At 63.9% G+C, this 16,674-nt stretch carries 15 protein-coding genes; 14 read left to right on the forward strand and 1 reads right to left on the reverse strand.

The features are described 5' to 3' along the window. From AB7F49_RS15820 to trmB, 9 genes are all read left to right on the forward strand, one after another. Positions 1-211, forward strand: a 211-nt coding sequence (locus tag AB7F49_RS15820; RefSeq protein ID WP_428523946.1) for a transcriptional repressor, incomplete at its 5' end; no start/stop codon positions are given. 219 nt (positions 212-430) lie between these two features. Next, the gene (miaB, locus tag AB7F49_RS15825) at positions 431-1,831 is read left to right on the forward strand and encodes a tRNA (N6-isopentenyl adenosine(37)-C2)-methylthiotransferase MiaB (RefSeq protein WP_428523948.1); all 1,401 of its coding nucleotides are present in this window, start codon (positions 431-433) and stop codon (positions 1,829-1,831) included. Between the two features lie 77 nt (positions 1,832-1,908). Then, positions 1,909-2,883: a PhoH family protein gene (locus AB7F49_RS15830; RefSeq protein ID WP_428523950.1), complete on the forward strand. Its 975-nt coding sequence runs from the start codon at positions 1,909-1,911 to the stop codon at positions 2,881-2,883. Further along, positions 2,880-3,389 carry an rRNA maturation RNase YbeY gene (ybeY, locus tag AB7F49_RS15835; RefSeq protein WP_428523952.1) on the forward strand — a complete coding sequence of 170 codons (510 nt, stop codon included), beginning with the start codon at positions 2,880-2,882 and terminating at the stop codon, positions 3,387-3,389. The genes AB7F49_RS15830 and ybeY overlap by 4 nt, the downstream gene beginning before the upstream one ends. 10 nt (positions 3,390-3,399) lie before the next feature. Continuing rightward, a complete protein-coding gene (locus tag AB7F49_RS15840; RefSeq protein WP_428523954.1) occupies positions 3,400-4,569 on the forward strand; it encodes a transporter associated domain-containing protein in 1,170 nt (389 codons plus the stop codon). After that, positions 4,566-6,158, forward strand: coding sequence for an apolipoprotein N-acyltransferase (lnt, locus tag AB7F49_RS15845; RefSeq protein WP_428523956.1), 1,593 nt, complete (start codon positions 4,566-4,568; stop codon positions 6,156-6,158). Before AB7F49_RS15840 ends, lnt begins: the two co-directional genes overlap by 4 nt. 271 nt (positions 6,159-6,429) lie before the next feature. Beyond that, positions 6,430-6,834: a helix-turn-helix domain-containing protein gene (locus tag AB7F49_RS15850; RefSeq protein WP_428523958.1), complete on the forward strand. Its 405-nt coding sequence runs from the start codon at positions 6,430-6,432 to the stop codon at positions 6,832-6,834. A gap of 125 nt (positions 6,835-6,959) precedes the next feature. After that, positions 6,960-8,234 carry a methionine adenosyltransferase gene (gene metK / locus AB7F49_RS15855; RefSeq protein WP_428523960.1) on the forward strand — a complete coding sequence of 425 codons (1,275 nt, stop codon included), beginning with the start codon at positions 6,960-6,962 and terminating at the stop codon, positions 8,232-8,234. 38 nt (positions 8,235-8,272) lie between these two features. After that, positions 8,273-8,989: a tRNA (guanosine(46)-N7)-methyltransferase TrmB gene (gene trmB / locus AB7F49_RS15860; protein ID WP_428523962.1), complete on the forward strand. Its 717-nt coding sequence runs from the start codon at positions 8,273-8,275 to the stop codon at positions 8,987-8,989. 22 nt (positions 8,990-9,011) lie between these two features. Here the strand turns inward: trmB and AB7F49_RS15865 are convergent, their stop codons facing one another. Next, positions 9,012-10,106 carry a DUF2336 domain-containing protein gene (locus AB7F49_RS15865; protein ID WP_428523964.1) on the reverse strand — a complete coding sequence of 365 codons (1,095 nt, stop codon included), beginning with the start codon at positions 10,104-10,106 and terminating at the stop codon, positions 9,012-9,014. Positions 10,107-10,391: 285 nt separating this feature from the next. On the opposite strand from AB7F49_RS15865, the gene rimP reads away from it, so the two are divergent. The 5 genes from rimP (at position 10,392) to rbfA (ending at position 16,673) form a co-directional block, all read left to right on the forward strand. Continuing rightward, positions 10,392-11,162, forward strand: coding sequence for a ribosome maturation factor RimP (gene rimP / locus AB7F49_RS15870; RefSeq protein ID WP_428523966.1), 771 nt, complete (start codon positions 10,392-10,394; stop codon positions 11,160-11,162). A 2-nt stretch (positions 11,163-11,164) separates the two neighbouring features. Beyond that, positions 11,165-12,772 carry a transcription termination factor NusA gene (gene nusA / locus AB7F49_RS15875; protein WP_428523968.1) on the forward strand — a complete coding sequence of 536 codons (1,608 nt, stop codon included), beginning with the start codon at positions 11,165-11,167 and terminating at the stop codon, positions 12,770-12,772. 15 nt (positions 12,773-12,787) lie between these two features. Next, positions 12,788-13,474 (forward strand): RNA-binding protein, encoded by a 687-nt coding sequence (locus AB7F49_RS15880; RefSeq protein WP_428523970.1) that lies wholly within the window; start codon positions 12,788-12,790, stop codon positions 13,472-13,474. A gap of 23 nt (positions 13,475-13,497) precedes the next feature. After that, a complete protein-coding gene (gene infB / locus AB7F49_RS15885; protein WP_428523972.1) occupies positions 13,498-16,089 on the forward strand; it encodes a translation initiation factor IF-2 in 2,592 nt (863 codons plus the stop codon). Between the two features lie 140 nt (positions 16,090-16,229). Beyond that, positions 16,230-16,673: a 30S ribosome-binding factor RbfA gene (gene rbfA / locus AB7F49_RS15890; RefSeq protein WP_428523973.1), complete on the forward strand. Its 444-nt coding sequence runs from the start codon at positions 16,230-16,232 to the stop codon at positions 16,671-16,673. Position 16,674 lies beyond the last annotated feature (1 nt).

Genomic DNA, 16,674 nt, shown 5'->3' on the forward strand with positions numbered 1-16,674 from the left:
TGATTTCCGGGAAGGTCGGGCTCGCTTCGAGCAGATTTCGGATGCCCATCACGACCACCTGATCAACCTGCGCACCGGCGAGGTGATCGAGTTCCAGTCCGAGGAGATCGAGCGGCTGCAGGCCGAAGTGGCCCGGAAGCTCGGCTACAAACTGGTCGATCACCGTCTTGAATTATACGCCGTTCCGCTCAAGGACGACAAAGCGGGCTAGGTGCCCGATCGGCGGCAACAGCCTCTTGAAGCTTGTAAAAACCGGGTTATTTCCGGCGGACCTGCCAAAAAGTCGGCAACGCGGACGGCGGCGAATTCCTTTTTGGGGCAATTGGATGTAAGAGGGAGGCTCCGAGGAACCCCGGCATGCCTGTCGCATTTGGACGGAAGGATCAGGACCGTTGACGCATCTCGCGCCGACAGCGCCCCGCAGAGCGGTATGACCGGACCCCGCAAGCTTCATATCAAGTCCTACGGCTGCCAGATGAACGCCTACGATTCGCTTCGTATGGCGGACATGCTGGCCCCGGAAGGATTCACCGAGACGAGCAACGTCGCCGACGCTGACCTCGTGGTGCTGAATACCTGCCACATCCGTGAGAAGGCAGCGGAAAAGGTCTATTCCGAGATTGGCCGGCTCCGCCTGCTGAAGAGCGAGGCCGCCAATGCAGGTCGCAGGATGACGATCGCGGTTGCGGGATGCGTTGCGCAGGCCGAGGGCGCGGAAATCATGCGGCGCGCGCCCGTCGTCGATCTCGTCGTCGGACCGCAAAGCTATCACCGGCTGCCGGCTCTGCTCGAACGAGCCGCACGCGGCGAGCAACCGGTCGAAACCGAGTTCCCGACGGAGGACAAGTTCAATTTTCTGAAGAATCCGACGCGCGACGCGATTCGCGCCCGCGGCGTCACCGCCTTCCTCACCATCCAGGAAGGATGCGACAAGTTCTGCACCTTCTGCGTCGTCCCCTATACGCGCGGAATGGAAGTCTCGCGCCCGGCGAGCAACATTGTTGCCGAAGCCGAGCGACTCGCGGACGCCGGCATCCGCGAGATCACCGTCATCGGCCAGAACGTGAATGCCTATCATGGCGAAGGAGATGACGGCGGCAGCTGGACGCTTGCGCGGCTCCTTCACCGACTCGCCGCAATCCCCGGCATCGAACGGCTGCGCTACACGACAAGTCATCCGCGCGATGTAGACGATAGCCTGATCGCCGCACATCGCGATCTTCCCGAACTGATGCCGCAATTGCATCTGCCGGTACAATCTGGCTCCGACCACATCCTGGCGGCGATGAACCGGCGTCACACCCGTGACGACTACCTGCGCATCATCGACCGGTTGCGCAACGCACAGCCGGCGCTGGCCTTCACCTCCGATTTCATTGTCGGCTTCCCCGGTGAAGGAGACCGCGATTTCGCCGACACGATGAAGTTGATCGAACAGGTCGGCTTCTCCGGATCGTTCTTTTTCAAATATTCGCCACGACCGGGCACGCCGGCTGCAGACATGGACGGCCAGGTGCCGGAAGCCGTGAAGACCGAGCGGCTACATGAGTTGCAGCGGCTGATCGAGCGCCAGGCAGCAGACTTCAACCGCAGTTGCGTGGGGCGCACGCTCGCCGTCCTGTTCGAAAAGCCGGGACGCCATCCCGGACAGATTACCGGCAAGTCGGCTTATCTGCAGCCGGTACAGATCATGGCGCCGTTGTCGCTGATCGGCACCATCATGCCCGTCCGGATCGACGAGACCGGACATCACAGCCTGTTCGGAACGCTCGCGGCGGAGCCGGCGGCACAAGCGCCGCAGCACGCGCGACTTGCGGCAATGGGGGCCTGACGGCATTGCGCAATTACAAGCCAGGTCACGGCACTCCCGTCGCGCAAAAGGCAGACGACGCCCCTGCGATCCAGACCATGCTCGCGTTCGACGACAACAAGCTCGCTTCAGCGCTGTTCGGACAATACGGGCAAAATCTGGCCCTGATCGAACGCAAGCTCGACGTGGTGGCGGATTCTCGCGGCAACCACGTCACCATCGAGGGTACGCGTGAAGCCTGCGATCAGGCGCGAAGGGTACTGGAGACGCTTTACGAGCAGCTGAAGAATGGCGGCGAAATCGTCCAGGGCGACGTCGAAGGCGCCATCCGGCAGGCGGTCGCGCAGGGCTCGCTGTTCGATGACGATCCCGCCACGGCGCGAACCAACTTTGCAGACATCGCTCTGCGCAAGCGCACCGTGCGGGCTCGCACCGCCGGGCAGGACGCCTATATTCGCGCGCTCAAGCGCCACTCGCTGGTGTTCGGGACCGGGCCCGCCGGCACCGGCAAGACCTGGCTCGCCGTCGCCCATGCGGTCTCGCTGTTCGAGCGCAAGGAAGTCGACCGTATCATTCTGTCGCGACCGGCGGTTGAAGCAGGCGAGCGACTCGGCTTCCTGCCGGGCGACATGCGCGAGAAGGTCGACCCCTATCTGCGCCCGATCTACGACGCGCTGTTCGATCTCATGGACCGGCGCGTCGTCGAGCGCGCGATGGAAGAGAACGAGATCGAGGTGGCGCCGCTGGCCTTCATGCGCGGTCGCACACTGCACAATGCCGCGATCATTCTCGACGAGGCGCAGAATACGACCTCGATGCAGATGAAGATGTTCCTGACACGGCTCGGCGAGAACAGCCGTATGATCGTAACCGGCGATCCGAGCCAGGTCGATCTGCCGCCAGGTCAGACCTCCGGACTTGCCGAGGCCGCCCGGCTGCTCGCGGACGTCGAGGGCATCGGACATGTCGCATTCAAGAACGAGGACGTGATCCGCCACGAACTGGTTGCAAAGATCGTGGCCGCCTACGACCGGGCCGCGCCGCCGCCGAAAGCACCGGGGTCGAAATCATGACGGCCCCAGCCAGAACGCTCCGCACAAGCGATTCGATCGAGATCGAGATAATAGCGCAATCCGCGCGCTGGACGGCCTATCCCGGGGCAGATGCGGTGGTGCGGGGCGCCATCGAAGCGGCAGCTCTGTTGGTCGGGCGGCCCGGCTCGGTCGCAGTGATGCTGACAGATGACGCCACGATCCGCGATATGAATGCAACGTGGCGCGGGATCGACAGGCCGACCAACGTGCTGTCCTTCCCGTCGCGCGAATCGTTCGCGCTGCCTGGCGCCATCCATCTGGGCGATATCGCCATCGCCTGTGAGACGGTCGAGGCCGAATCTGCTGCGGAAAACAAGGCCTTCGCCGACCATCTCGCGCATCTGGCAGTTCATGGCTATCTTCATCTCGTCGGTCTTGACCATGAAACCGACGCCGAGGCCGTTGGCATGGAAAATCTGGAGACTCGGATTCTTTCGGGGCTCGGCATCGCCGACCCTTATGCTGATCCGACCTCCGCGGACTGAGGCGAACGCCATGCCCGAGCCCGAGCAGCCGAACGAAACGGCCGAACCCCAGAGTCCTCGCAATCTGCCTGCGACCCTTGGCGCCGGAAGACCTCGCGACGGCGGTGAGAGCGCACTGTCTCGCTGGCTACGCGCGATCTTCGGCTGGCGCGCAGGCTCGACACGCGCCGACCTGAAAGAGGTTCTCGAAGAAAGTGCTCCGAGCGAACTCGGCTTTTCGCCCGAAGAGGGCACGATGCTCAAGAATATCCTTGGGCTGCGCGAAAGGCGGATCGACGACGTGATGGTGCCCCGCGCGCATATCGTCGCGGTCCAGCAGGACATCGCGCTCGGCGAATTGGTCAAGGTATTCGAGAAGGCCGGACACTCGCGGCTCGTGGCCTTCAACGACACGCTCGACGACCCGGTCGGCATGATTCACATCCGCGACCTCATCGCCTTCATCACCGCGCGAGCTTCGACCGCGGCCAAACCCAAGCCGCGCCGCAGGAAGAAGGCGACGGAGGGCGAAGCGGACAAGCCGCTTGCCGAAGCATCCGCCGTGAAGGACGCGGAATCGGCCACCGGAATGCTCGATCTCAGCGCCGTCGATCTCGCGATGCCGCTGTCGAAAACCAAAATCATCCGCACCATGCTGTTCGTGCCACCGTCGATGCCGGCGATCGACCTGCTGGCAAAAATGCAGGCGACGCGCATTCACCTCGCGCTGGTTGTCGACGAGTATGGCGGCACCGACGGCATCGTCTCGATCGAGGACCTGGTCGAACTGATCGTCGGTGACATTGAAGACGAGCATGACGAGGACGAAGCCCCGGGTATCCAGCGGCAATCCGACGGCTCGTTCGTCGCCGACGCCCGCGCGAGCCTGGAAGACGTGATCGAAGCGGTCGGAAAGGGCTTTGATGTCGGCGAAGCGCTGAACGAGGTCGATACGCTTGCCGGCTATCTGGTTTCGCAGGTGGGCCGCGTCCCGGTGCGCGGGGAGTTGGTGCCCGGCCCGAGCGGCTTCGAGTTCGAAGTGCTGGACGCCGATCCGCGCCGCGTAAAGAAGGTCAGGATCCACCGTGGCAAGAGCGGGCGCACCGAGCGGGCGCGCGAACTGCCGGCGCCCGTGCAAGTCAAGCTGGCAACGCCCGCGCCGCAGGAACAAGGCCCCCGAAAGAGCCCGCAACAACCGTGAGCAGGACCATTGCCTCCGCCGTCATCCTTTCCTGGGGCTGGCGCCGCGCCGCGATCGCCTTCGCAGCCGGAGCGATATCGGTGCTGGGTCTCGCGCCGTTCGATCTGTGGCCGGTTCTGTTCCTGACGTTTCCGGTTGCGGTCTGGCTGATCGACGGGTCCGCGGCTGGCCGCCTTCATGGGATTCCCGCGGCGGCGGTCGCGGGCTGGTTTTTCGGCTTCGGCTACTTCCTGGCCGGCTTGTACTGGATCGGCCATGCCTTCCTGGTGGATGCAAAAACCTTCGGATGGCTGTTGCCGTTTGCGGTGACGGCGCTGCCAGCGGGGCTTGCGATCTTCACCGCGGCCGGCTTTGCATTCGCGCGGCTGATCTGGCCTCGCGGTGCGATGCGCGTGATCGCGCTTGCGGTGGCGCTGACGCTTGCCGAATGGCTACGCGGGCATGTGCTGACCGGGTTTCCGTGGAACAGCTACGGATACACCCTGACCGGTCCGCTCGTGCTGGCACAGAGCGCCTCCGTTCTCGGATTGTGGGGACTGACCTTCCTCGCGGTCGCAATCTTCGCCGGCCCCGCGACGCTAGCCGACGAAACGGCTAACAACAGCCGTCGCTTTCTGCCGCTTGCTGCCGGCATCGTCATCCTCGCCGTCATGACCGGCTTCGGCCTCTGGCGGCTTGGGCAAAATCCGACACGCTTTGTCGATGATGTGCGGCTGCGCCTGATGCAGCCAAATCTGCCGCAGGATGAGAAATTCAACTACGCCGCGCGCCAGAAGATCATGAGCCATTACCTCGCGCTCTCCGACCGGGCGACCGGCCCCCAGAGCGCATCCCTGCGCGATGTGACGCACCTGATCTGGCCGGAATCGGCATTTCCCTTCTTCCTGACGCGTGAAGGCGACGCGATGGCACAGATCGCCGATCTGCTGCCGGCCGGTACCATCCTGATCACCGGCGCCGCGCGCGCCGCCGAACCATCCGGCGACAAAAGGACGCGCGCTTATAACTCAGTCTACGTGATCGACCATGATGGCACCGTGCTGTCGGTCTATGACAAGGTGCATCTCGTTCCGTTCGGAGAATATCTTCCCTTCCAGCCGGCTCTGGAAAAGCTCGGGCTGATGCAACTCACCAAGCTGCCGGGCGGCTTCCTTTCGGGCGACCGGTTGCGCGCCTACGATCTGCGGGGCGCGCCGCGATTTCTGCCCCTTGTCTGCTACGAGATCGTGTTTCCCGGTGCGGTTGTTCCTTCCGGCGAACGCCCCGGCTGGCTCCTGAACGTCACCAACGATGCATGGTTTGGAATAAGTTCGGGCCCTTATCAGCATTTTCAGCAGGCACGCGTTCGCGCGATCGAGGAAGGCCTGCCGCTCGTTCGCTCTGCGAATAACGGTATTTCGGCCGTCGTGGACCCGGTTGGACGGATCGTCCGGAAACTGCCGCTTGGAGTCGAGGGCGTTCTGGATTCGCCGTTGCCGCACGCGGCCGCACCCACCGTCTATGCCCGGTTTGGGGACAGTATTGCCGGGATGGGGCTCGCGCTGTTCTTGCTCATAGTGATACGTTATCGGTCAAAACACGCTGGTTAGATTCATTCCACCACCGCTCTGCGAAGCGATTTGTTGTGGAACGCAATATTTGCCGTTGCGGGGCATTCTTCGAACCGGCGCCAAATTGTCCTCTTGCTAAATGAATTCCGGCAAGCAAAATTTGGGGCGCGCCGGCAATTCGTGTCATTCGCAACTTTCGTACGGACAAAGCGGATGACAAATCGTTTGACGCGCGCTTGGAACATGCGCAAACCATCCTGCAAGCGTCGGCGTGTAAGGAGACGTTATGCGTCGCGCTTCGGAGAAAAGAATGGTCAAGAAGGCACCGAACCCAACGGACAAACACGTCGGGGCTCGCGTTCGTATGAGACGCATGATGCTCAGCATGAGCCAGGAGAAGCTGGGTGACGCGCTGGGGCTGACGTTTCAACAAGTTCAGAAATATGAAAAGGGGACGAACCGGATCGGTGCGAGCCGCCTTCAGCAGATTTCCAACATTCTCCAGGTGCCGGTCTCGTTCTTCTTCGAGGGGGCTCCGAATAATTCAAATCCGGAATCGGGTTTTGCCGAGGCGCCCTCCCCGTCCTATGTTTCCGACTTTCTTGCGACTTCGGACGGGCTCGCGCTGACCCGCGCATTCATGCGCATCAAGACCCCGAAATTGCGAAGGCGGATTGTCGAACTGGTGGAGCAGATCGCCGCCGACGAGCAGTGATCCCACCGCGCCCAACACCACCGCCCATCCAGCCCACATCTTGACCGCGCCGTGACAAGGCTGCATTGAACAGCTTTTCCACAACCGACGAATGATCCGCTTTCGTCCCTAGGGGGAGTGCATCAGTGCCGCGCAAGAGCCACCTTTTTACCAGCGAGTCCGTCTCCGAAGGGCATCCGGACAAGGTCTCGGACCAGATTTCCGACGCCGTACTTGACGCCTTCCTGGAGAACGACATCAAACTCGGGATCGCCGATGACAGCCTCGTCAATACGCGGCTGGGTTGCGAGACCCTGACCGCGACCAACAAGATCGTCATCGCGGGCGAAGGCCGGGGGCAGGCCCCGTTTTTCAAGAATTACGGCGGAAGATCGGTGGTGAACCGCGAGTTGATCGCCGAGATCGCGCGCGATGTGGTCAAGGACATCGGCTACGATCAGGACGGATTTTCCTATCACGGGGCCGATATCGAGGTGCTGCTGCATGGCCAGTCCCCGGACATCGCCATGGGGGTGGACGCCAAGAAGAAGAAGGGCGGCGAAGAGGAAGGCGCCGGCGACCAGGGCATGATGTTCGGCTTCGCCTGCACCGAGAGCGAAGTCTACGAAAAGAACTCGTTCATGCCGGCGCCGATCTATTTCGCGCACAAGATTCTGAAGGTGCTGGCCGACCAGCGCCACTCCAAGAAGCTGTTCGATCTGCAGCCGGATTCCAAGAGCCAGGTCACGATCAAGTACGAGGACGGCAAACCGGTCGGCTGCACCAAGGTCGTGGTCTCGACCCAGCACAATGCGGCGAGCCGGAACGGCAAGAAATACACGCCCTCCATGGTCAAAGACCTGATCGGTGACGCTGTCGCGTCGGCCCTTCCGAAGGGCTGGATGCCGAAAAAGGACTCCGACTTCCTGGTCAATCCGACCGGCAATTTCGTGGTCGGCGGGCCCGACGGCGATTGCGGACTGACCGGCCGCAAGATCATCGTCGACACCTATGGCGGCTATGCGCCGCATGGCGGCGGCGCCTTTTCGGGCAAGGACCCGACAAAGGTCGACCGCTCGGCGGCCTATGCGGCTCGCTATCTTGCGAAGAATGTCGTGGCCGCGGGCCTCGCCGACAAATGCACCATCCAGGTGGCCTATGCGATCGGCGTCGCCGATCCGATGTCGCTTCTCGTCGACACCCACGGCACCGGCAAGGTCGACGACGGCAAACTGGAAAAAATCCTGGCCGAACTGTTCCCGCTGCGGCCGACCAACATCCGGCGCTCGCTGAAGCTCAACCGTCCGATCTACCGGCGTACTGCGGCCTATGGCCATTTCGGCCGCGCGCCGGAAAAGGACGGCGGCTTCTCCTGGGAAAAGACCGATCTGGCCGATCAGATCCGCAAGGCGGTCCGATAAGACCATCAACAGAGTTGAGTTTTGCGAACGGCCGCATCATGGATGCGGCCGTTATGCATTCCGATCCCCGTAACGAGACGGCACGCGGCGCGTTCTTCGGAAGGCGCAAGGGCAAGGCACTGCGCAGCGGCCAGGCGAAACTCATCGATGCGCTGCTGCCGCGGCTCGCAATCGACCTGTCGCAGCCCGCGCCGGCGTCCCTGTCCGCGCTGTTCCCCGGCACCGTCCGCGAGACGCGGCTCGAAATCGGATTTGGCGGCGCCGAGCATCTGATCGCGCAGGCGCAGGCCAGTCCGGTCTCCGGCTTCATCGGCGTCGAGCCGTTCCTGAACGGCATGGCCAAGGCGCTGGCCGCAATCGACGCAAGGGGCCTGACGAATATCCGCCTGCATCACGGCGATGCCATCGACCTGCTTGCATGGCTGCCGGAAGCCTCGCTTGCCGCGGTGTATCTGCTTTATCCCGATCCCTGGCCGAAACGCCGGCACTGGAAGCGGCGCTTCGTGCAGGACCGGACCGTTGCCGAGATCGCCCGCGTGCTGCGAGCGGGCGGCGAATTCCGCTTCGCCAGCGATATCGACGATTACACGGCCTGGACGCTTTTGCGGCTGTTGCGATCGCCGGATTTCGTCTGGACCGCCGAGCGCGCCGATGACTGGCGCAAGCCGTGGCCGGACTTCAACAGCACGCGCTATGAAACGAAGGCCAAGCGCGAAGGTCGTACCCCCTGCTATCTCACATTCAGGCGCAAATAGTTTGGCGCGTCGCTTCGCAGGGTCAAACCGCGTTCTTCAGGCCGACCGGCGAGACCTGCCAGAAACGCACCACACGCCTGGCGGTCGCGGCGGACAAGCGGTCGAAATTGGCACTGGCCGCATCGAGACTGGGCGCACCTTTTCCGCGATTGCCGAGCCGCGCAAGCAGGATTTCGCGTGCGGTCGGCCATGCATGGCCGGCGGCCTTGCACAGAATCAGGATCGGGTCCGGCCGCTCACCGCACATCAGACGGTCCACCACCCCGGTCGGGACACCCGTAAGCTGGGACAGTGCCGCCACCGTATCGTCGTAGGACTGCTTCCTGGCAAAGTCGGCAAGATCGACCTCGCCAAGCTGCCCGGTCTCCGCGAGCGCGCGCATGCGCGCCTCGGCCTCCGAAAAGTCACGCGTCGGCTTGCCGGTCAGTACCTCGCCGGATATCCGCGTCAGGATGGTCTGGATCCGCGCCTGCGTTTCCGGACGCGCGTTCGCAAGGAGGCGCCGCTGCACCACCTCGGTTGCGCGCGACAGCAACTCCCGAAACATGTGATCGGGCACGTCGGATCGCAGCGCCACCGTCTCGGCCAGCACGCTGTCGTGCTCGGCGCTGCGGATCAGGGTCGTGAACCCGTTCTCGGATATCTTCGCCCCGCTGTTGCCGGCGAGCTTCCGCCGCACGATGAAATCGCCGCGGCGCACCAGAATATCGGTGACCGGCTCCTCGATCGCGGTGCGACTCGATATCGCATAAAGATGCTCGGGGCTCATCGAACCCGCAATCTCGACCAGGTCCGCCGTAACAAGCCGTGGCGACTGCGCCAGCACCGGGCCGGCGACCATGATGTCTTCGTCCCTGGCAAGGCGCCGCACAACTGCGATCGGAGATCGGGCGACCGGGGCGAGCTGACGCGACAATTCCTCGCGCGCCTTGCTCTCGATCTCGTTGATCAGCATGACGAACACGGCGTCGAACAGCCGGATATGGTCGTCGTTGAACCGGCTTGATCCGTGAAGGAACAGTGCCGTGATGCGGCGCAACGCGTCCAGGCGCCGTTCGTCCGACCCGTGACGAACGACGCTTTCCAGTTCCGGGATCAGTGAAAAGGCAGGCGCCATCAAGACCGGTCGAATCGCAAAATCGGCAGGAAACCACTCAAATTTACCTGCGCTTTCTGAAGGAAGGGTTAGCCGGTTCCCGCCCTTTGTCCCTTGCGAAAGCACGGAAAACGGCTATATTCCGCGTGTCTTAAGACGCCCTCATAACGATCCGGTCGGGTCGGCTTTTGAGAGTGGGCCCCGCCCGGGACCCGCTCTTTTTTATTACCGACGGGTCGGATTCCGGGTGCGCATGCATCCGGCGATTCCGGGCAAACGAGAACTCGAAAGGACCGAACAGCTTCCATGAGCCTGTCGTCTGCCGCTGCAAAGCCCGTGGTGGAACCGCGCATGATCGCGGAGCCAGGGCTGGCTGCGCGCGTCGCGGCCGTTGTCGAGCCCGTGCTCGAGGGCATGAGTTATCGGCTGGTTCGGGTGCGCATCTCGGCCGCCGACGGCTGCACGGTCCAGGTGATGGCGGAGCGGCCGGACGGCACGCTGACCATCGACGATTGCGAAGTGATTTCGCATGCCCTGTCGCCGGTGCTCGATGTCGCAGACCCGATCGACCGCGCCTACCGGCTGGAGATTTCATCGCCGGGCATCGATCGGCCGCTGGTGCGGCGGTCGGATTTCGAGAAGCAAGTCGGGCATCTCGCCAAGATCGAGATGAGCGTCCCGGCAGACGGCCGCAAGCGCTTTCGGGGCATCCTGCTCGGCGTCGAGGGCGACGCGGTGCGAATCCGCCACGAAGACGCCAAGGCCGCCAAGGCCGGCGAAAACCGGGAATTTCTGCTGCCGATCGAGGACATGGCGGAAGCCAGGCTGGTCCTCACCGACGATCTGATTGCGGAATCGCTGCGCAAGGGCAAGGCCGCCGAGCGCGAAGCCCGCGGCGAGAGCGAGACGCAGGCCGAGCGCGATTTGGCGCCCAGAATGAAGACGAGGGCAAAGCCAAGGGCCTCGGCCACAGATCGGCCGAAGCAGACGACGGACCGGACGGTTCCGCGTCCGAAGCAAGCGCAACTGGACCGCGCCAGGCAATTGCGGTCCGCTGGTTATGACGAAGGAGAGTGACCATGGCCGCCGTTAGCGCCAACAAGCTCGAATTGCTGCAGATCGCCGACGCGGTGGCCCGCGAAAAATCGATCGACCGCGGCATCGTGATCGCGGCCATGGAAGACGCGATCGCGAGAGCCGCGCGATCGCGGTATGGCAGCGAGACCGAGGTTCGGGCCGAGATCGACCAGAAGAAGGGCGAACTCCGCCTGTCCCGCCACATGCTGGTGGTCGAGGCGGTCGAGAACCCGTCGAACCAGATCAGCCTCGAGGACGCGCGCCGCCTCAATCCGTCGGCGCAGATCGGCGACACCATCGCCGACGCCCTGCCGCCGCTGGAATACGGCCGCATCGCCGCGCAGAGCGCCAAGCAGGTGATCGTGCAGAAGGTGCGCGAGGCCGAGCGCGACCGGCAATACCAGGAATACAAGGACCGCATCGGCGACATCGTCAATGGCGTGGTCAAGCGGGTGGAATACGGCAACGTGGTGGTCGATCTCGGCCGCGGCGAAGCCATTGTGCGCCGCGACGAGATGCTGCCGCGCGAGGTTTTCCGCAACGGCGACCGGGTGCGCGCCTATATCTACGACGTGCGGCGCGAGCCGCGCGGACCGCAGATATTCCTGTCGCGCACCCATCCGCAATTCATGGCCAAGCTGTTCGCGCAGGAAGTGCCGGAAATTTATGACGGCATCGTCGAGGTCAAGGCGGTCGCGCGCGACCCGGGCTCGCGCGCCAAGATCGCGGTGATCTCGCGCGATTCCTCGGTCGACCCGGTCGGCGCCTGCGTCGGCATGCGCGGCTCGCGGGTGCAGGCGGTGGTGAACGAATTGCAGGGCGAGAAGATCGACATCATCCCGTGGTCGCACGACATCGCGACTTTCGTGGTGAATGCGCTGGCGCCGGCCGAGGTCGCCAAGGTGGTGCTCGACGAGGACAAGGAACGCATTGAAGTGGTGGTTCCCGATGCCCAATTGTCGCTTGCGATCGGACGGCGCGGTCAGAATGTACGGCTGGCCTCGCAGCTCACCGGCTGGGATATCGACATCCTGACCGAGCAGGAAGAATCCGAGCGCCGGCAGGCCGAGTTCCAGAACCGCACCAAGACCTTCATCGAGGCGCTCGATGTCGACGAGGTGGTGGGGCAATTGCTGGCCTCCGAAGGCTTCACAACGGTCGACGAGCTGGCGCTGGTCGATGTGAAGGAAATCGCCGGGATCGAGGGTTTCGACGAGGAAACCGCGGAAGAGCTGCAGTCGCGCGCCCGGGATTTCCTCAACCGGATCGAGGTGGAATACGACGAAAAGCGCAAGGCGCTCGGAGTCGACGACGCCGTCCGGGAAGTGCCGGGCGTCACCACGCAGATGCTGGTGGCTTTCGGCGAGAACGGCATCAAGACCGTCGAAGACCTGGCGGGCTGCGCCACCGACGACCTCTTCGGATGGACCGAACGCAAGGACGGCGAAACCAAGCGCGAGCCCGGGATTCTGGACGGCTTCGAAATGACCCGCGACGAATGCGAGTCCATGATCATGCAGGCCCGCCTGAAGGCCGGCTGGATCACGGAGGCCGATCTGGTCAAAGAGGCCGCCGAGGAAGCGGCCGAGCCCGAAACTGCGGACGCGTGAGGTGGCTAGCCCGGCATGCTCGCAACGCTCGACGATACCGCGCTCGACAGCGGCCCCCACAAGGGTGCCGCACCGGAGCGGCTTTGCGTGGTCGAGCGCAAGGTCAAGCCGGTTGAGGAACTGATCCGGTTTGTCACTGCCCCCGACGGGGAGGTCGTACCGGACGTCAAGCGCAACCTGCCGGGACGTGGCCTGTGGGTCACCGCCACCCGCGAGGCGGTCAACCTCGCGGGGCGCCGCAAGCTGTTCGCCAAGGGCTTCAAGCGCGAGGTGCGGGCCGGCGCCGATCTGGGCGCCGTCACCGACCGCCTGCTGGAGCGCGCGGCGCTGGATTCGCTGTCGATTGCCGGGAAGGCCGGCACCGTCGCCACCGGATTCACCAAGGTCGAAGCGGCCCTCAACCGGGATACCGCGATCGCGCTTCTGCATGCGGCGGACGGCTCGGACGACGGCGTGCGCAAGCTGCGGGCGCTTCTGCGCCGCAACGAAGACCGCGAAAGTCCTGAAATTCCGGTAATCCGGGCATTTTCAGGCGCACAATTGGATTTGGCATTGGGGCGGTCAAATGTGATACATGCTGCCCTGCTTGCCGGCCCAGCAAGCCAGGGCTTCCTCACGCGTTGTCTGCGCTTGATGCGCTTTCGCACCGGCGAAACGGAAATGCCGGGGCCAAGGCGCGCGTTGGACAAGGAACCCAACTGAACGGATTCGGGAACGGAATACGAATGAGTGAGACGAAGACACCTGGCGAAAAAAAGCTCGGCAGCGGCAAGACGCTGACGCTGAAGCCGCGCACCGAAACGGGCGTGGTCCGCCAGAGCTTCAGCCATGGCCGCACCAAGCAGGTCGTGGTCGAGAAGGTGAAGCGCCGCGTGATCGGCGGAGCCGGCGATGCCAAGCCGGAGCCCGTCGCCGAACCGGTCGTGCCAAAGCGCGCGCCGGCGCCGGCAGCGCGCGGCGCGGCCGGCTCATCCGCCCCCGCGCCGTCGAAATCGGGCGTCGTGCTGCGCACGCTGACCGATGACGAACGCAATGCACGCGCGCATGCGCTGGCAGACGCGCGCCTGCGGGAGGCGGAAGAGCGCAAGATCGCCGAGGAAGAGGCACGCCGCCGCCAGACCCGCGAAGGCATGGAGAAGGCCGAACGCGAGGCCGCGGAGGCTCGCAAGCGCGAGGAAGAAGAACGTCACCGCCGCGAGGAAGAGGCCAAGCGCAAGGCCGAGCAGGAAGCCAAGAAGCGCTTCGGCGATGACACCGCCGCGACACCCGCCGCCCCTGGCGGCGCCCGGCTGGGCGTCGCCCGGCAGCCCGTGATCGAGGCCGAGGAAGAGGAATCCTCGGTGACGCCGCGCGGACGCCGGCCCGGCAGCGGCGCAGCCGTGCGCCCGACCGCTCCGGTCAAGCCGACGCGGACCGCCGTGCCGAAGCAGCGCACGCGGCTGACGGTCGTGAATGCCGGCAGCGCCGACGAGGTGCGCGAGCGTTCGGTCGCGTCATTCCGCCGCCGCACCCAGCGCCTGAAGGGCCATCACGCCGATGAGCCGAAGGACAAGCTGATCCGCGAAGTGGTGATTCCGGAGACCATCACCATTCAGGAACTCGCCAACCGCATGGCCGAGCGCGGCGTCGACGTGATCCGCATGCTGATGAAGCAGGGTCATATGGCGACGATCAACGACGTGATCGACGCCGATACCGCACAGCTGATTGCCGAGGAACTCGGTCATACCGTCAAGCGCGTGGCCGAATCCGACGTGGAAGAAGGCCTGTTCGACGTAGCCGACGATCCGGAGGCGCTGGTTTCACGCGCCCCGGTCGTGACCATCATGGGCCATGTCGATCACGGCAAGACCTCGCTGCTCGACGCGATTCGTTCCGCCAATGTGGTTTCTGGCGAAGCCGGCGGCATCACCCAGCATATCGGCGCCTATCAGGTCGAAGCGCCCAATCACGGCAAGATCACTTTCATCGACACGCCGGGCCATGCCGCATTCACGGCGATGCGCGCGCGCGGCGCCAAGGTCACCGATATTGTGGTGCTCGTGGTCGCAGCCGATGACGGCGTGATGCCGCAGACGATCGAGGCGATCCAGCACGCCAAGGCGGCCAAGGTGCCGATGATCGTCGCCATCAACAAGATCGACAAGCCGGACGCCAAGGCCGAGCGCGTGCGCACCGAACTTCTCCAGCACGAGGTGCAGGTGGAATCGCTCGGCGGCGACGTCCTCGATGTCGAGGTATCCGCGACCAAGAAGCTCAATCTCGACAAGCTGCTCGATACCATCGGCCTGCAGGCGGAGCTTCTGGATCTCAAGGCCAATCCGTCCCGCCCGGCGGAAGGCACCGTGATCGAAGCCAAGCTCGACCGCGGCCGTGGACCGGTCGCGACCGTGCTGATCCAGCGCGGCACACTGCATATCGGCGACATCATCGTGGCCGGCGCCGAATGGGGCCGCGTTCGCGCGCTCGTCAGCGACAAGGGCGATACGGTGCAGGAAGCCGGCCCATCGGTGCCGGTCGAGGTGCTCGGCTTCAACGGCACCCCGGACGCGGGCGACCGTCTCGCGGTGGTGCAGAACGAGGCGCGGGCGCGCGAAGTCACGTCCTATCGCGAGCGCCAGAAGCGCGACAAGCAGGCCGCCCGCCAGACCGGCATGCGCGGCTCGCTCGAGCAGATGATGGCACAGGTCAAGACCGTGGGCCGCAAGGAATTCCCGCTTGTGATCAAGGCCGACGTGCAGGGCTCGATGGAGGCGATCATCGGTGCACTGGACAAGCTCGGCACCGATGAGGTCGGGGCCCGCATCGTATTGTCGGGCGTCGGCGGCATCACCGAATCCGATATCACGCTAGCGGAATCGATCGGCGCCGCGGTGATCGGCTTCAACGTGCGCGCCCACAAGGAAGCACGCGAGGCGGCCGAGCGCGACGGCATCGAGATTCGCTATTACAACATCATCTACAATCTGGTGGATGACGTGAAGGCGGCGATGTCCGGCCTGCTCACGCCAGAGCGGCGTGAAACCATGCTGGGCAATGCCCGTGTCCAGGAAGTGTTCAACGTGTCGAAGGTCGGCAAGGTCGCCGGCTGCATCGTCACCGACGGCACCGTGGAACGCGGCGCCGATGTCCGGCTGATCCGCGACAACGTCGTGGTCCACGAAGGCAAGCTCTCGCAACTCAAGCGCTTCAAGGAAGACGCAAAGGAAGTGAAGGCCGGCCAGGAATGCGGCATGGCCTTCGAGAATTATCAGGACATGCGCTCGGGCGACGTGATCGAGTGTTACCGGGTGGAGCAGATACAGCGCAGCCTGTGAGTCCAAGTCTCACGGCTTCGTTTGTCGCTCTACAAAACCAGCTGAACCGTCCTGCCCCGCGAAAGCGGGGCATCCAGTAGCCCGCGTTGCGGTGACTACCGGATCGCCCGCTTTTGCGGACGATGCCAGGAAAATTCGTCATGCCACGAAACAAGAAGCCCAAACAAGATTCAGGTCCGGCCGGCGCATCCCAGCGCCAGCTCCGCGTCGGCGAATTGATCCGCCATGCGATGGCCGAGATGCTGTCTCGCGGCGAGGTTCATGACCCCGTCATCGAAAACCACATGATCACCATTCCCGAAGTGCGCATGACCGCAGACCTCAAGCTTGCGACGATCTATGTCATGCCGCTGGGCGGCAAGGACGTGAAGGAAGTCATCGCCTCGCTGAATAACAACAAACGCTACCTGCGCGGCGAGATTGCACATCGCATTAACCTGAAATTCGCACCTGACATTCGATTCCGCGCCGACGAGCGATTCGACGAAGCGGAACGGATCGAGAAGCTTTTGCGAACGCCGCAGGTACGGCGCGATGTCGAGAGCGTTCCGGACGAATCGGACGACAATCCGGGAGGCAATTAAC

It is taken from the genome of Pseudorhodoplanes sp., assembly GCF_050250235.1.
Taxonomy (GTDB): domain Bacteria; phylum Pseudomonadota; class Alphaproteobacteria; order Rhizobiales; family Xanthobacteraceae; genus Pseudorhodoplanes.

What these genes read in the sequence shown, in the direction of transcription:
- ybeY (WP_428523952.1), top strand. Translation starts at nt 2,880, where the DNA reads ATGACGGCCCCAGCCAGAACGCTCCGCACAAGCGATTCGATCGAGATC.
- miaB (WP_428523948.1), top strand. Translation starts at nt 431, where the DNA reads ATGACCGGACCCCGCAAGCTTCATATCAAGTCCTACGGCTGCCAGATG.
- AB7F49_RS15850 (WP_428523958.1), top strand. Translation starts at nt 6,430, where the DNA reads ATGGTCAAGAAGGCACCGAACCCAACGGACAAACACGTCGGGGCTCGC.
- AB7F49_RS15880 (WP_428523970.1), top strand. Translation starts at nt 12,788, where the DNA reads ATGCTCGCAACGCTCGACGATACCGCGCTCGACAGCGGCCCCCACAAG.
- infB (WP_428523972.1), top strand. Translation starts at nt 13,498, where the DNA reads ATGAGTGAGACGAAGACACCTGGCGAAAAAAAGCTCGGCAGCGGCAAG.
- AB7F49_RS15830 (WP_428523950.1), top strand. Translation starts at nt 1,909, where the DNA reads ATGCTCGCGTTCGACGACAACAAGCTCGCTTCAGCGCTGTTCGGACAA.
- rbfA (WP_428523973.1), top strand. Translation starts at nt 16,230, where the DNA reads ATGCCACGAAACAAGAAGCCCAAACAAGATTCAGGTCCGGCCGGCGCA.
- trmB (WP_428523962.1), top strand. Translation starts at nt 8,273, where the DNA reads ATGGATGCGGCCGTTATGCATTCCGATCCCCGTAACGAGACGGCACGC.
- AB7F49_RS15840 (WP_428523954.1), top strand. Translation starts at nt 3,400, where the DNA reads ATGCCCGAGCCCGAGCAGCCGAACGAAACGGCCGAACCCCAGAGTCCT.
- rimP (WP_428523966.1), top strand. Translation starts at nt 10,392, where the DNA reads ATGAGCCTGTCGTCTGCCGCTGCAAAGCCCGTGGTGGAACCGCGCATG.
- AB7F49_RS15865 (WP_428523964.1), bottom strand. Translation starts at nt 10,106, where the DNA reads ATGGCGCCTGCCTTTTCACTGATCCCGGAACTGGAAAGCGTCGTTCGT.
- nusA (WP_428523968.1), top strand. Translation starts at nt 11,165, where the DNA reads ATGGCCGCCGTTAGCGCCAACAAGCTCGAATTGCTGCAGATCGCCGAC.